This window comes from Paraburkholderia elongata, from assembly GCF_013177735.1.
Taxonomy (GTDB): Bacteria; Pseudomonadota; Gammaproteobacteria; order Burkholderiales; family Burkholderiaceae; genus Paraburkholderia; species Paraburkholderia elongata.
This window is the reverse complement of sequence record NZ_WOEZ01000284.1, coordinates 25,885-39,397: the sequence shown is the minus strand read 5'-3', so window position 1 is coordinate 39,397 and position 13,513 is coordinate 25,885. Positions and strand designations below refer to the sequence as shown.

At 62.7% G+C, this 13,513-nt stretch carries 11 protein-coding genes; 4 read left to right on the top strand and 7 right to left on the bottom strand.

What is annotated here, in order from left to right:
• Positions 1-96: 96 nt before the first annotated feature.
• The 6 genes from GNZ13_RS46555 to GNZ13_RS54045 form a co-directional block, all read right to left on the bottom strand.
• Positions 97-2,073, bottom strand: coding sequence for a heavy metal translocating P-type ATPase (locus GNZ13_RS46555; RefSeq protein ID WP_172177712.1), 1,977 nt, complete (start codon positions 2,071-2,073; stop codon positions 97-99).
• Positions 2,070-3,239 carry an SPFH domain-containing protein gene (locus tag GNZ13_RS46550; protein WP_172177710.1) on the bottom strand — a complete coding sequence of 390 codons (1,170 nt, stop codon included), beginning with the start codon at positions 3,237-3,239 and terminating at the stop codon, positions 2,070-2,072. Before GNZ13_RS46550 ends, GNZ13_RS46555 begins: the two co-directional genes overlap by 4 nt.
• Complete coding sequence (gene hflC, locus GNZ13_RS46545) at positions 3,236-4,306, bottom strand: protease modulator HflC (RefSeq protein ID WP_172177708.1); 1,071 nt, start codon at positions 4,304-4,306, stop codon at positions 3,236-3,238. Before hflC ends, GNZ13_RS46550 begins: the two co-directional genes overlap by 4 nt.
• Positions 4,307-4,393: 87 nt before the next feature.
• Entirely contained in the window at positions 4,394-5,098 is a 705-nt protein-coding gene (locus GNZ13_RS53240; RefSeq protein WP_328807404.1) for an SPFH domain-containing protein, read from the bottom strand.
• Positions 5,099-5,139: 41 nt separating this feature from the next.
• A complete protein-coding gene (locus GNZ13_RS53235; protein WP_236002492.1) occupies positions 5,140-6,312 on the bottom strand; it encodes an SPFH domain-containing protein in 1,173 nt (390 codons plus the stop codon).
• A 167-nt stretch (positions 6,313-6,479) separates the two neighbouring features.
• Positions 6,480-8,138 carry an IclR family transcriptional regulator gene (locus tag GNZ13_RS54045; protein ID WP_328807403.1) on the bottom strand — a complete coding sequence of 553 codons (1,659 nt, stop codon included), beginning with the start codon at positions 8,136-8,138 and terminating at the stop codon, positions 6,480-6,482.
• A 116-nt stretch (positions 8,139-8,254) separates the two neighbouring features.
• On the opposite strand from GNZ13_RS54045, the gene GNZ13_RS46525 reads away from it, so the two are divergent.
• From GNZ13_RS46525 to GNZ13_RS46510, 4 genes are all read left to right on the top strand, one after another.
• The gene (locus GNZ13_RS46525) at positions 8,255-9,577 is read left to right on the top strand and encodes a DUF1254 domain-containing protein (protein ID WP_172177706.1); all 1,323 of its coding nucleotides are present in this window, start codon (positions 8,255-8,257) and stop codon (positions 9,575-9,577) included.
• A gap of 230 nt (positions 9,578-9,807) precedes the next feature.
• On the top strand, positions 9,808-10,530 hold the full coding sequence (locus GNZ13_RS46520; protein ID WP_172177704.1) for a response regulator: 723 nt from the start codon (positions 9,808-9,810) through the stop codon (positions 10,528-10,530).
• Between the two features lie 153 nt (positions 10,531-10,683).
• A complete protein-coding gene (locus tag GNZ13_RS46515; protein ID WP_172177793.1) occupies positions 10,684-11,976 on the top strand; it encodes a TAXI family TRAP transporter solute-binding subunit in 1,293 nt (430 codons plus the stop codon).
• A 32-nt stretch (positions 11,977-12,008) separates the two neighbouring features.
• The gene (locus tag GNZ13_RS46510; RefSeq protein ID WP_172177702.1) at positions 12,009-12,521 is read left to right on the top strand and encodes a DUF3455 domain-containing protein; all 513 of its coding nucleotides are present in this window, start codon (positions 12,009-12,011) and stop codon (positions 12,519-12,521) included.
• 24 nt (positions 12,522-12,545) lie between these two features.
• Here GNZ13_RS46510 and GNZ13_RS46505 read toward each other — a convergent pair whose 3' ends face one another.
• Positions 12,546-13,193, bottom strand: coding sequence for a hypothetical protein (locus tag GNZ13_RS46505; protein WP_172177700.1), 648 nt, complete (start codon positions 13,191-13,193; stop codon positions 12,546-12,548).
• Between the last annotated feature and the right edge of the window lie 320 nt (positions 13,194-13,513).

Below are 13,513 nucleotides of genomic sequence, written 5' to 3'. Positions count from 1 at the left end.
AGATACGGGCGGTGGTGTCGCGCGTTAACGCAAGCGCCAGAAAACCAGGGACCTGGGCGCATGGCTATGCGATAACCTGGGGCCTTGAAGCTACCATTAGCGACCGTCCGGCTGAACACCTTCGTCCATTCGCAGCAGCCGCCCCGCATTCGCGATCACAATGAATGTGCCGAGGTTGTGCAAAAGCGCCACCCAGACGGCGCTGAGCACGCCGGTCGCGGCAAGCGCGATCACGGCAACCGTCCACGCCAATCCGATCGCGGCATTGACTGCCGCGGTGCGCAGGCAGCGCCGCCCGAGGCGGACACACGTCGGGATACGACGCAAGTCGTCGCCGAGCAGCACGACATCGGCCGACGCCACGGCAATGTCGATGCCTCGCTCGCCCATCGCCATGCTGGTGGGGCCGGCCTTGATGGCGAGCACATCGTTCAGGCCGTCGCCCACCACTAGCGGATGATAACCAGCCGCCATTTCCCGCACCACGTAATCGAGCTTGTCGTGCGGCAGCGCCTGCGCGACGACCACGGCAATGCCGGTCTCCGCTGCCAGTTTGCGCGCCACCGGCTCGCGGTCTCCGGTCAACAGCGTCTGGCGCGTCAACCCGAGCTCCCGCAATTCCGCCAGTGCATCTTTTGCTTCCGCACGCAGCGCATCGGCAAACCCGAACCACGCGAGCAATCGGCCGTTCAATGCAAGACCGACGCAAGGTCCTTCGATCTCGCGGCGCGGTTCCGGCAAAGCCTGCACGTAGTCCGCGAGCAAGCCGTAGCGGCCCAGCACCGCGACACCTTCGGGTGTCTCCGCCAGCACGCCCAATCCGCGTAGTTCGCGTGCGTGTTCGAACGGCTCCCGTTCGAATCCAACCGGTCCGGCTTCAGTCGCGTAACGCAGCAGCGCGCGGCTCACCGGATGCGCACTGCTGCCGCCCAGCCGCGCCGCGAGCTCGAGCACCTGCGCCGCGTCGGCGCCGGGTTCCAGCATCACGTCTTCGACACGCATTTCGCCGTAGGTCAACGTGCCGGTCTTGTCGATCACCAGCGAATCGATCTGCGCAAACTTGTCGAGAAACGCGGCGCTTCTGAACAGAATGCCGTGGCGCGCGCCGACCGCAATGCCGGCAATGGCCGTCGACGGCGCGGCGAGCACCAGCGCGCACGGACACGCCGCGACAATCACGGCCAGCATCGCCGATGCATTCGCCGAGACGAACCACACGATCGCCGCGATCAGCAGGACGAGGCACAAATAACCGCCCATGTAGCGCTCGAGTATCTGCGTAATCGGCGGCTTCGCCTGCTCCGCACGCTGCATCAGCTCGATGATCTTGCCGAGCGTCGACTGCCTGCCCGCGTGAGTGACTTCGATACGCAGCGGACCGTCGAGATTCATCGCGCCGCCGAATACGGTCGAGCCCGGCGCAACGTCGAGCGGCACCGACTCGCCGGTAATCGGCCCATTGTCGACACTGGAGTCGCCATGCTGAACCACACCGTCGGCCGGAATCCGCGCACCGGCTACGACTTCGATGTGGTCGCCCGCCCGTACCGCGTCATACTGGACTTCCTCGATCGAGCCGTCCGCCTTCACGCGCCGCACCTTGCCCGAAGTCAGCCTGCCGAGCGCCCGGATCGCCTCCTGCGATCCGAGCACGCTGCGCTCTTCGAGTGCATGTCCGAACGTCATGACGATCGGCAACAACGCGGCCGTCGCCATATCTCCCACCGCCCACGCCGCCAGCATGGCGAGTGCGATCAGCCGGTCAGTCACGCCGTGCAGACTGGGTGACTTCAGGCTGTACCACGCGCCGGCGAACACAGGTCCGGCGACGACCAGCGAAGCGAGCCCGGCCAGGACCTGCGCAAGCGCTTCATCCGCCGGAGCGAAGGTGTGCCATGCCGTCGACAAAATCAGCAGGCCGCCGGCCAGCAAGGCAAGCGCGACTTGCCGCGTGACGCCCCGTTGCTCGGAGGCCGACAAAACAATCGCGCGCCCCTGAGCCATGCGGTTCGCTTCATCCGAGTGCGAGGCGTGGTCACCTGTGTGCGTTGTGTGCTCGACTCCGGTGCTCATCGCGCATTTCCCGGCAAGATCAGATTCGATGTGTCGTGCGGTCCGACGGTCGTCACGCTGCCCGCTTTCGAGAGGATCGACTGGATGCGGTCCCGATACACGCGCGCGAGAAGCCCAGGATCGCTGTTGGTGCGAAGCGGCACTTCCAGTTGCTGGATGGTCAGGGTTTTAGCCTGCGCGGTGGCGACACGCTCAACGGCGTTCGCCTGTGCGTTCTGCACGATCCGGTCGGCATCCTGTTGCGCATCCTGGCGTATCTTTTCAGCGGACGTGCGCGCCTCGGCCATGCTGCGCTCGGCCACCTGCAGCGAGGTCAGCACCGAATTGAACGCGCTTACGGCGGCCGCCGGGAATGCCACCTCGACGTCGACGCGCGCGACTTCCACGCCGAGTCCCGCGTGCTGCGCATCGAGCTGGCGCAAGTGGCGTTCGATTTCCTGCGCGAGATCGCCCCGCAAACGCTCACGCTTTATCGCGACCTGCTGATCCGCCGACAACAACTCGGGACGTGCGACGAGGATTGCATCCAGATCACGCTGGGCGACGACATCGACCGCCGATGCGGACACAATCCGCTCGAGCGCCGCAGCAAGCTGATCTTTTTGCAGGACATAGGCATAGGGATCCACCACGCGGTAGTACAGCGTGGCGCGCAACTGCAACACGCCGTTGTCGCCAGTGAGCACATAGCCGGAGCCGGCCAGCGCGTCGGACAACTGCACACCGGGCGGCGCCATGTCGGGGCTGGCCGCGTTGTCCGGCGCGGGCGGTGGACCGGAGGGCATATCCTGCGGCCCGATCACGGCCCCGGTGTCGGATTGTCCTTGAGCCGGGGGTGGTGCTTCCGGCAAATTCATATCCGCGGCGCGCGCACGCGGATCACGTTCGAGCGACTGGATGCGTTGCTCGAGAACCCGTGCACTGCCAGGCACCAGCAACGTCGACTCGAAGGGACGTGGCCATGCAATCAGCAGACCCGCTTCCTGGGTGCGCACGAACGAGCCGAATCGCAACACGACCGCCCGGCTATCAGGCGGAATGCGCCGGATGTTCGACCCGGCCCAAGCGCCGGCGGCGAGCACGACCAGGGCGGCGATAAACCAGAACGAGAGTCGTACCGCCTGGGCGACAGGGCCGAGCGGCGGCAAGCCGGTGTCCGTATTCATCGCGTGGACCTGGCTTTCTTCGACGCGGACGCCGTGCCGACGCCCGGCTGCGGCAACGGCTCGGACCGCAGTTCGGTGGGGCCCTGCACCAGGGCCTGGAACGGCGCGGCATCGCTGCGCAGAATCAGATTCGTATTGGCGCTGACCACCGTGTCGAGGGTGTCGAGCGAGCGCAACATCGTGTAGAGCCGCGGATTGCCCGCGTAGGTGTTGCCATAGATCGCGGCCGCGTCCTTACGGGACTGCGCTTCGATCTCCGCCGCTTTCACATTCGCATCGGCGACGGCAAGCCGGGCATCGCGGTCCGCATCCGAGCGAATCTGCGCGGCCTCGCGGTTGCCGTCGGCCGTGCGCTGCGCGGCCACCGTCTCGCGCTCGGCGCTCATCCGGCTGACTGTGGCCGCGAGCGTCACGGCCGGCAGCGTCAGGCGCTCCAGCCCCACCTGGACGACATGCACGCCGTAAGCCGAGTACAGTTGCGCGTCGATCTGACTGCGCAAAGCGTCTTCAAAGGCCGAGATGCGTACCTTGGACGGATCCGTGTTGACCAGCGACGCAAGGTCGAACCCAGCCGACGTGGTTTGCAGCGACGAGCCGAGCAGCGAGCGGATTTGCTGCGCGGCTTCGTCGGGCTGGTTGCCCACGGCCCGAACGAAACGGCGCACGTCGTTCGGGTCCGCTGCGACGCGCCAAGCGACATACGCCTGCACGATGATCCGCAAGCCATCCCGCGTGCCCACGTCCTGCAAGCCGCTCGACGTCGTATGCAAGCGCAGGTCGACCGGCACCACCGCTTCGATCGGCGCCGGCAGATGCCACGCGAGGCCAGGTTCGAGCAGCACGCGCACGGGTTGACCGAAGCGTGTGATCACCGAGGCTTCGCCTGCACGCACGGAGATGAAACTCGCCACCGCGATCGCCACGACCACGCAGAGCAACGCAAGCAGAACCCGGATATAGAACGGACCGCCGCCCGCGGCCTGCGCATCGCCACCGCCGTGATGATGATGGTGCCCGTGCCCATGACCGTGATCGTGACCGTCTGCATGCGAATGGAACAAACTCATATCGTCACCTTAAAAACAGCTTCGCCGACATTGGGCGTGCGTATCTGTACGACCCGTGTACGATGCGCATACGATGCAGCCGGGACGTCAATTGCCGTGAGGAATACCGGCGAGATCGCCCGCGGTGAACGAGCGCAGGTCGATGGTTGCCCGGCGGTCGGCCGTCAGCCGGTCGTCGATCACCGTGATGCGCGCGTTCTGCAATCCTTGCTGCAACTTGCTCAAGTAATACTCGAAGGGAAAAGCCGGTTCGCCGAGGCGGTATGCCACCGTGTCGGCTTCGAAGTTGATTTGCTGCACACGCGCCGCCGCCGTTGTGTCGGCCGCCCGGGCGCTCGCCTGGGCGACATTCGTCAGTGCCTGTTGCTGCGCATTGCCGAGCAAGCCCGCCGCAAAGCCGTGTGCCTCGGCAACACTCGCCTGCGCTCGAATCTGCGCTGCCTGCACGTCGTGATAGGCCGCGGCCGCCCCCGACGGCGGATGCACGCTCTCGATCACCACCGCCACGACTTCGATGCCGCTCGCGAGCTGGTCGAGTTGCCGCTGAACGGCACGGCGCACGCTCTCGGCCATCGCCGTTTGACTCGTCTCGAGCAAAGCCTGCAGCGTATGCGACGCGAGGTAATGCACCACCTCGCGATTGGCGATCGAGCGGACGGTGCTCTCCGGATCGACAGACCGGTACAGTGCCGCACGCGCCGCCGTATCGCTCAAGCCCTCGCGGTAGTCGAGCCGAACGTCGGCGTTTACGATCTGAAAGCTCTGCTGCTCGCCGGTTGCGCCTGCGATCACCTGGCTCGTCTCCCAGGGATGCTGGACGTCCCAGAGACGATTCAGCTGTTCGGCGTCGGGCCGTCTGCGGAAGTAGATGGCGCCGCGACGCTGCTGTCGTCGGCGCCACCTGACACGATGATCTGGTGCACGGCACCGTTGTCGACGAGGCGAGCCTTGCCGAAAGGCCAGGGCATACCGAAGTGAAGGCCCGGCGGCCAAACCGCTACCGGCGCACCGAACCGTTCGTATACCGCACGCTGGGACGGGCCTAGCACGACGACGGACGTCAACAGCCACGCACACGCCACCATCGCTACAACGGTGACAGGCAACAGTCGCACGAAACTGCGCAGCACCCAGTTCTGACGCAGATCGATACCGTAGCGGTCACGCAACTCAGCGCCGATCGACGAGAGCGGTGAGCGGCGATAACGCAACAGACCCGCGATGATGCTCGACGGGACATGAGCCGCGTTTGCACCGGCGCGCGGCGCGAAGAACCACAGAAGCGTGGCGCGGATCAGCATTTCGACGGCAATCGCAGCAGTGAACACCGCGGCAACATGCACCAGCAGATCGAGCGCCGTGTGCAGATAGACGAACCACGCCGCTGACAGCGCCGCAGCAAGAGCACACGCCACCAGGACGCGCAGCATGCCGGCGAGCGATACCGATACCGATGCCGAGGCATGGGATTGCTCCGCATCCTGTGCATAGAAGCGTTCGGCGACGAGTGTGAGAAAAGCAAGCGTTAGCGCAGCAGCGCCGCTAACGATCACAAGGGACGACGAAACCATCGCGTGAACGAGTGTGGCGGGCGAAACGGGCCGCAACGCCGTCGCGGCGATCGCCACGGAAAGGCAGCCGCAAATGGCCACGCCCCACGGTTGCCAGTGGAAAGCCCGGACTGCGAGACTCAAGGACGGCGCCTCAGCATCTTGCCAGACAAGTTGTCTGACGAAACTTACGCCCCGCTTCCAGCCCGATCCCTGTGCCGGATCAGGCGGCGTGCGTGCCCTAGACGAGTGCCATATCGTGACAACGAACACGTTCAGGCACGCGCTCGCCAGAACTGCGCTCCAGCGCAGATCGACGGGTAGGGTTTTCAAAAGGCTCAGGGCGCCGAGCAGGCCCGCGAGTCCCAAGGCCACCCATCCAGTCAGCGAAGTTTCGCCACGTCCAGACGGTCGCTCACTCAAATCGTTTCCTTCGCCGGCAGGCCGATCCGACATCAGTATTCCTTGCGAATACGTTACAAACCGGGTGATGTACAACGTCCCCGAGGGCAACCGCAATGATCCGCGAGCCGCAATTTAGCGCGCCAGGATAGGAAACTCAAGGTTAGTCTGCGAATGAATCACCAGGCATGAACAGACGAGCGGCCCGACCGCTGCAAGCCCTACCGCAGGCCAGCCGCAATCTCGACGTTTGAGACCATCGTCAAGAGTCGTGGTGCGATATCGTCGATCAACCGGCGTCCCTGCGCCGATTGTGCCGGCACCGCGCAATTGAACACCAGCGTCTCTGCGTCGATCTGCGCACACAACGGCGCGGCGACGCCGTAGGCGTTCTTCTGCATATCGCCATAGGAGAAGCAAACGCCGGCTTGCTGGTAGTCGTGAAGCGCCTGCTGCACCTGCGCGCCATAAAGTTGCCACTGGTCCGGCACGGCGATGCGTAGCCGGTTCAGCGCGACTTCACGTTCCTGCGGCGTCACAGCCGCGAGCCACGCCCGTCCCATCGCCATCCGCAGAATCGGACGCACCGCACCGACGTCGGGCCGCGCACGAATTCGCTTATCTCCCGGACAACATTCGATGTAGACCATATTCGACTGGTCGCGCATGCCAAGCGATACGGACCCGCGTACCTGAAGCGCAAGCTCGCGCATGAACGGGCGCGCGATCTGTCGAATGCGCATACTGGCCAGCAGCGGATAGCCCATCGACAGCACACCGCCGCCGAGCCGATAGTTGCGCGCCACTTTGTCATGGCGCAGGTAGCCGAGTTCGGTCAACGTGTAGGCAAGCCTGGACACCGTTGCCTTCGACAAACCCGTACGCTCGACGAAATCCTTGTTGCCAAGCGCAGCAACGCCTGGCAGAAAACAGCGCAGGATTTCCAAACCACGCGCGAGCGTGAAGGCGAATTGACGGTCGTCGTCGTCGGGAAATGAGTCCATGGTTGTTTGCTTGGGGAACGGACTGGGCGAGGTCCCTGCTTCGTCGCCGGACACATGCTGCGACGCAAGCTGCCGTTCGAGTGTGTCCACCATCGCCACGAGGCGCGGAGCGATCTCGTCGACGAGTGTCCTGTCGGTCAGTTGCAAGCGCGGCACGCCACAATTGAAAACGAAAGTTTCAGCATTGATCGGTTCGCGCATCGGTACGGCGACCGCATGGATTTCTCGGTCGAAATCGCCTTCGCTGAGTGCAACGCCGTGCTCTGCAAACATGCGCAGAGCGCCCTCCAGACCGGCTTGATAGGCGTCCCATTGCGCAGGATCGCGGACGCGAACCTGTTCGAGCACGGCAGCGCGTTGCGCGGATTCGGCGCGGCCTAGCCAGGCCCGGCCCATCGCGGAAGCGAGAATGGGTAGCGTTGCACCGGTATCCGGGCGAAACGCCGGCGATTCATGACCGCGCGCGGTCTCGACATACACCATGTGCCAGCGGTCACGAAAACCGAGCGACACCGAACCGCGCGCCACGTCGGCGAGCTCCCTCATCAGCGGTCGCGCCAGTTCGCGGATACGCAGGCCTTGCAGAAGAGGGTAACCGACCGACACGACCGCAGCGCCCAGCCGGTATTTGCGTACGGTGTTGTCATAGCGCAGAAAGCCGAGCATGCCGAGCGTATAGGTCAGCCGCGACACCGTTGCTTTCGACAGGCCAGTGCGCTCAGCGAAGTCCTTGTTGCTGAGAATCGCGTCGTCCACCTTGAAGCAGTTCAACAACGCGAGGCCATGAGCGAGCGTTGTGGCGAACTGGGGGTTACGGAGTGGGTTCGGAACCATCGTTTGGTACGGAAAAAGCGCTCGGAGCGTGCTTGTGCCCATTGAAGCACGCCTGCTATCCCGCTTCCATACGTGTTTAACATAGCGAAACCCTAGTTCCGTTATCTTGCCGTCCCGGTAGGCTCGACTCCTTCCTGTCCATAGCCGGAGCGGCATCCATGTCTTGTTCTGCAAGTGAAAACATCACCGCACTCGCCCGCGATGCGGTGCTCTATACCCTGCCACTATTCGAAATGGCGCGAGCGCGCGCAGCGATGTGCCCGCGTCGCGACGACAGCGGTCAATTTGCCGGCGACAGTCCGGATTCGACAGTTGGCTGGGTCAATCAGATGGTGCGCGGGCGCCAGTTGCTGGGTCCGCGCAACCGCGAAATCGTGACGCCCAACAACGACACGCTATACCTCAGCGCATGGCTGGACGTCGGCGACGAACCGCTCGTGCTGGAAGTGCCCGACACGGCGGCCCGCTACTACGTACTCGGTCTGCTCGACTTCTACACCAACCCGTTCGAATCCATTGGCACGCGCACGACCGGCAATGGCGCGCGGCGTTTTCTTCTCTATTACGGCGATGTTGCACCGCCCGTCGATGGCGATCTCACGCCGATTGCCTGTCCCACGCGAGACGTCTGGCTGATCGGCCGCATCCTGGTCGACGGAATGGACGATCTGGCCGCCGCGCATGCCCTGCAGGATCGCTTCGTGTTGAAGACGCTCAGCGGTAAACCCGCGCAGCGGCGTTTCGACGTCGGCGTGGCGCGACGTGCGGCAACCGGCGATCCGCGCCTTTATACGGCCGTGGTCAACGCGGCGCTCGTGCGCAATCCTCCGCCGGCCGCCGAATCCGCAGTCGTCGCCCGTTATGCAGCCGTCGGCATCGGTGCAAATATTGACGTATCGATGCTCGAGGCGCCCGCACTCGCCACGCTCGGCAGCGCGCTCGATCAGGTGATCGGCGAACTGGGCGTGCCCCAACCATCGGCGCTCGGTGGCGGGTGGTTCCTGCCGGTGGAAGTGCGCGCTTCGTTCGGCGATGACTACCTGACGCGCGCGCATGTCAGCAGGAACTACATCGGTGCGCTCGGCGTCGAGGAAGCGATGTACGTCACCGCCGATTGCGACAACGAAGGGCATCCGCTCGACGGGCGCTATGCCTACGAGCTCTCATTTCCACCCGATGGTCTGCCGCAGGCACAGGCATTCTGGTCGATCACGATGTACGACAAAGCATCCTGCATGCTGGTGGAAAACGCGATCGACCGACATTCCATCGGGGATCGCTCACCGCAACTTCGCTACGATGAGCGTGGCCTGTCGTTGCACATATCGGCAACGCCACCGCTTGACGCCGCGATGCGATCTAACTGGCTACCCGCGCCAGATGGATTGTTTTACATCATGCTGCGCATCTACATACCGAGCGCGGTCCATGTCGAACAAAGGTTTCACTATCCGCCAATTCGCCGCGTGCAACCCCAGTAAGGCGGCGTATGCACTGACCAGAACAGCATGGCGAGTTGAGCAAATAAAAAATCGACACTCCGCGACGGATTCTCGCCGGCCGCTCCGTTAAAGAAGCTGGAGCACGACGTTCGCGGGCCACCAGCAGTCTGACGGTACTGAAAGCTGGCGCGGCAAACCCGGTAACCGTGATGGGGCAGCGAACGCTATTGCAAACCTGTTTCCGGGCCTATGCGTTCGATTTCCTTGCCATGACAACTCAAATACTGGTCGTTGACGACGATGTCGAACTCCTTGGGTCGCTGGTCGACTTCCTCGGACGAGAGGGCATGGCGGTCTCCGTTTTGCACGAAGTGAAATCGCTCGGGGAACAAATCGAACGGAACCCGCCCGATCTGATTGTCCTCGACCAGATCATGCAAGGGGTGAACGGCCTCGCAGCGCTGAGCACGCTACGTGCCGCGGGCAACACCGTCCCTGTGATTCTGGCCTCGGGGCCCGACGACATGGACCGGATCGTGGGACTCGAAATGGGCGCGGACGACTGCATCGGCAAACTATTCAATCCTCGCGAACTGCTTGCGCGCATGCGGGCCGTATTGCGGCGGCAAACCCTATCTGCGTCGGCCGCCGCGCGGGAAGAACATGCAGTGGTCGGATTCGGCCCATTCACGCTGGATCTTCAGTTGCGCACGCTCAACGTAGAGAACAGCCGGCTCACGCTATCGGCGGGAGAATTCGCGCTGCTTAAGATCTTCGTCAATAACCCCATGCGTACGCTTACCCGGGAGCGCTTGCTTGAGTTGCTGCACGGCCCGGAAGACGATCATACCGATCGAGGGGTCGGTGTCCAGGTATGGCGGTTGCGCAGGATCCTCGAAACAGACCCCTCCGCGCCAAGGTTCATCCAGACCGTCCGCAGTCATGGTTATGTGTTCGTGCCGGATGGCGCGCAACATGCCTCGAGGCACTGATTTTTCACGCATCGCGACGATAGTCACCTTGAGTGCGAATGTGGACAAGGTGTTCAAGGCGCTGCATTATCCATGCTGGCGAGCAGCGCCGAACGAAACCAGCAAACAATGCCCAGGCAAAACCCAGCGCTCCATCGCAACGAAAAAGTCCCAATGACACCGGGTCGCCGGCGGCTACTCATCGCCGGTGTGATACTGCTGGTGGCCGCACTAGGTTGGGGAGTCTCGGTCATACTCGAGCCCGCCTTCCGCCACACAATCGTCATCACAACTGGAGCAGACAACGGGATCTATCGCGGCTTTGCAGATCGCTATGCGCCCATCCTGAAACGCGATGGCATTACGCTCGATATCCGCCGTTCGTCGGGGTCGAGCGAAAACTATCAGCGGCTGAAGGATCCGGACAGCGAATACGAGGTGGGCTTCATCCAGTCCGGCACCACCAGCCCTCAAGAAACCGACCACCTGCAGACAATCGCCGCCGTCTCCTATGAACCGATCTGGGTGTTCTACCGCGGCGAGTCGACCATCAACCGGCTCGCACAACTGCGCGGCAAGAAGGTTTCAATCGGTATTCCCGGCAGCGGCCTGCTGAACGTCTCCCAAGTATTGCTCGGGTACAGCGGCATCACACGGGACAATACAACGCTGCTCGAAATGGACGCAGCCAAAGCCTATCAAGCCCTCGAAAACGGTCAGGTGGATGCGGCTTTCTTTATCGGCAGGCCCGATGCGCCCATGCAGACAACGCTGCTGAACAGCAATCTCAAGCTGATGAGTTTTGCGCAGGCCGATGCGCTGGTGCAGAAATTCCCGTCGCTCTCCAAGGTTATTTTTCCGCGCGCCGCGACCAGCGTCGTCAACGATCTGCCGCAAGCCGACGTCACGCTGCTCGCCGCCACCGCGTTGCTCGTCTCCAAAGACACACTGCACCCCGCGCTCGCCTACCTGTTGTTGGACGCGGCCAAAACCGTCCACGGCGGCGAAGATTACTTCACGCCGCTTGGCGTGTTTCCCAATCTGAACACCGAGGAATTTCCTCTTTCCGGGGAGAGCGAGCGTTACTTCAAAACGGGGCGCCCCTTCCTGCAGCGTTATCTGCCATTCTGGCTGGCCAGCTTTATCGAAAGACGTCTGCTGATCCTGCTTCCCTTCATGGCTTTATTGCTGGGCCTGCTGCAGGCGTTGCCGCGCATGGCAGAGGCACGGATAAAAAAACGCCTGATTGTCTGGTATCGCGAGATCAAAGCGCTCGAAGATGAAATATGGAAAAACCGCCATCCAACTCCGGACCAGATCGCGCGATGGCGGGACGAGATCGAGCACATCGATGCGCATGCCAACCAGATCAAGATGCCGCAGCGTTATTTCCATGACGTTTATGCACTCAAGCAGGCGATTGGCGTAGTCCGGGATCGAATTTCCCGTGTAGCAGGGGAGCAATAGCTGCGCGGCGCACTACTCTCGAGGTGACATCCATGCTCAGAAATATTTCGCAAGCAAGCTTCGCAACCATCGCCGTATCCATGCTAGCCGCATGTGCAATGCCGCCCGCAAGTCCCCCGAGTGCGTCCATCGACCCACCCCAAGCCGAGCGCGTGATGACACTCGCTGCGTCCGGCGTACAGAACTACTCGTGTGAATTCGACGCGCAGCGTCGTCTAGGATGGGTGTTCAAGAGCCCACAAGCAACGCTCTACGATGCGAGCGGTCACGCTGCGGTCCGGCATGGCGCGGGGCCGTCCTGGGAAACGGAAGATGGCAGCCGGATCGTAGGCCACGTGCTCGCGCAGCAGCCCAGCGAAACACGGGCGAGCATACCGCAGCTATTGCTCGAAACGCATAGCACGTCCGGTAGCGGCACACTTTCAGCAGTGCGATATGTACAGCGCGTGCATACCGTCGGCGGGTTAGCGCCGGCAGCACCGTGCTCGACGGAACACGAACCCGGAAGCTCGCCCTATCTCGCGGACTACGTGTTCTACCGGTAGCCGCCCACGCTTCGCGCCGCGCGCTTATTTCACGTTGGGCTGGTTCGGCGGCGGCAGTGACGGATCCAGTTTCGCGGACTCTCTCACTAGCTGATCAGTCATTGCAGCCGCAACCGGGTTCGAGCCGGGACGATACGGGTCGTTACGACTGGGTTGGGCCGGCGGCGGCAGTGCCGGATCGAGTTTGGCTGACTCTTTGACCAGCTGATCCGTGATCGAGGACGCAACCAGATTCGAACCACGACGATGCAGACTGTCACGCCTGCTTTCGGTTCGCGGCACCGGGTTGGTCTTCGGCGCGACGTAAGCATGAACCGCGACCGGCTCGCGTGGTTGCGTGTTCAGTTGCGGCACTTGCACGGCAACTTTAGCTGGCGAGGGCGCGCCGGATTCCGTCACCACAGTCCCGCCAGCAGACTGTTTAGGGTCAGTCGCTGTGTTGCCGGAGAGAGGCGCTGCGCCGACTATAGTTCCCGCGGTCACATGAGCGTCACCCACTTGGGAGGAAGTCGCGGCCAATTCCGCTGAGCTATTCGTCGTGACGTCGGCGTCGTCCGTCGAGCGTTGGCTTTTTTGCAACAGTAAAAAAGCGCCGAACACCACCTCGACGAGAAGCACTCCGACTATCAATGATGTACGTACTTTCCTCATATTAACCAACGATTCGTTCAATCGATGCGATTGGATTGATGATGGCCGCCCGCTCGAAAAGCATGTCGGACGGCAGGTTCGCAGCATAGGCCTGCGATGGGTTGATGTGGGGATAATTTGCGTGACCCGCACACATTGACGGTCCAGCGGCAATGGTCCGGTGATTCACTTCACCGAACGGCACGGGACACCCACGTATGCTAATGCGAAAAAACAATTTGTGCTGAACGGACGCGAGGCCCAGGCAAAATTGTCCGAAATCCGCGAGCATTCTCCGCGCCCGTGGCCACGGGAGACTACAGTGCGATGCTAGCGAATTTCTAGTTTGGGAAAGGCAATTT

Coding starts and splice junctions, on each gene's coding strand:
- GNZ13_RS46520 (WP_172177704.1), top strand. CDS start 9,808: ATGACAACTCAAATACTGGTCGTTGACGACGATGTCGAACTCCTTGGG.
- GNZ13_RS54045 (WP_328807403.1), bottom strand. CDS start 8,138: ATGGGCACAAGCACGCTCCGAGCGCTTTTTCCGTACCAAACGATGGTT.
- GNZ13_RS46510 (WP_172177702.1), top strand. CDS start 12,009: ATGCTCAGAAATATTTCGCAAGCAAGCTTCGCAACCATCGCCGTATCC.
- GNZ13_RS46550 (WP_172177710.1), bottom strand. CDS start 3,239: ATGAATACGGACACCGGCTTGCCGCCGCTCGGCCCTGTCGCCCAGGCG.
- hflC (WP_172177708.1), bottom strand. CDS start 4,306: ATGAGTTTGTTCCATTCGCATGCAGACGGTCACGATCACGGTCATGGG.
- GNZ13_RS46555 (WP_172177712.1), bottom strand. CDS start 2,073: ATGAGCACCGGAGTCGAGCACACAACGCACACAGGTGACCACGCCTCG.
- GNZ13_RS53235 (WP_236002492.1), bottom strand. CDS start 6,312: ATGTCGGATCGGCCTGCCGGCGAAGGAAACGATTTGAGTGAGCGACCG.
- GNZ13_RS46515 (WP_172177793.1), top strand. CDS start 10,684: ATGACACCGGGTCGCCGGCGGCTACTCATCGCCGGTGTGATACTGCTG.
- GNZ13_RS46525 (WP_172177706.1), top strand. CDS start 8,255: ATGTCTTGTTCTGCAAGTGAAAACATCACCGCACTCGCCCGCGATGCG.